The following is a 301-nucleotide window of genomic DNA, read 5'->3' on the forward strand; positions in this document are numbered from 1 at the left end:
CACGGAGCAGCTCCTGGCCTTGGACCGGCACCAGGCGCTAAAGCCGGAGGTGTTCGGAATCTGCGGCACCCTGCGCGCGGGGGACGATATGCTCGATTCGGTGACGGGCGCGCGCATCTCCATCGCGGTCGAGCTGCCGGATATGCCCTGCTACATCAGGGACGAACTCAGCCAGTTCGAGACGGCGCTGATCAACATCGCCGTCAACGCCCGCGACTCGATGGGCTGGGAGATGACGTTGACTCTGCGCATCGTCGGCGGGCAGCCTATGCCCAAGTACCGCGGCAATTCGGGTTCTGAC

General features: G+C 64.8%; 1 pseudogene. It reads left to right on the forward strand.

Annotated features, from left to right (window positions below):
* Nucleotides 1-19: 19 nt before the first annotated feature.
* Nucleotides 20-301, forward strand: a pseudogene (locus tag MKK53_RS13545) (hybrid sensor histidine kinase/response regulator); the annotation flags it as partial.

Source organism: Methylobacterium sp. J-076 (assembly GCF_022829405.1).
GTDB lineage: Bacteria > Pseudomonadota > Alphaproteobacteria > Rhizobiales > Beijerinckiaceae > Methylobacterium.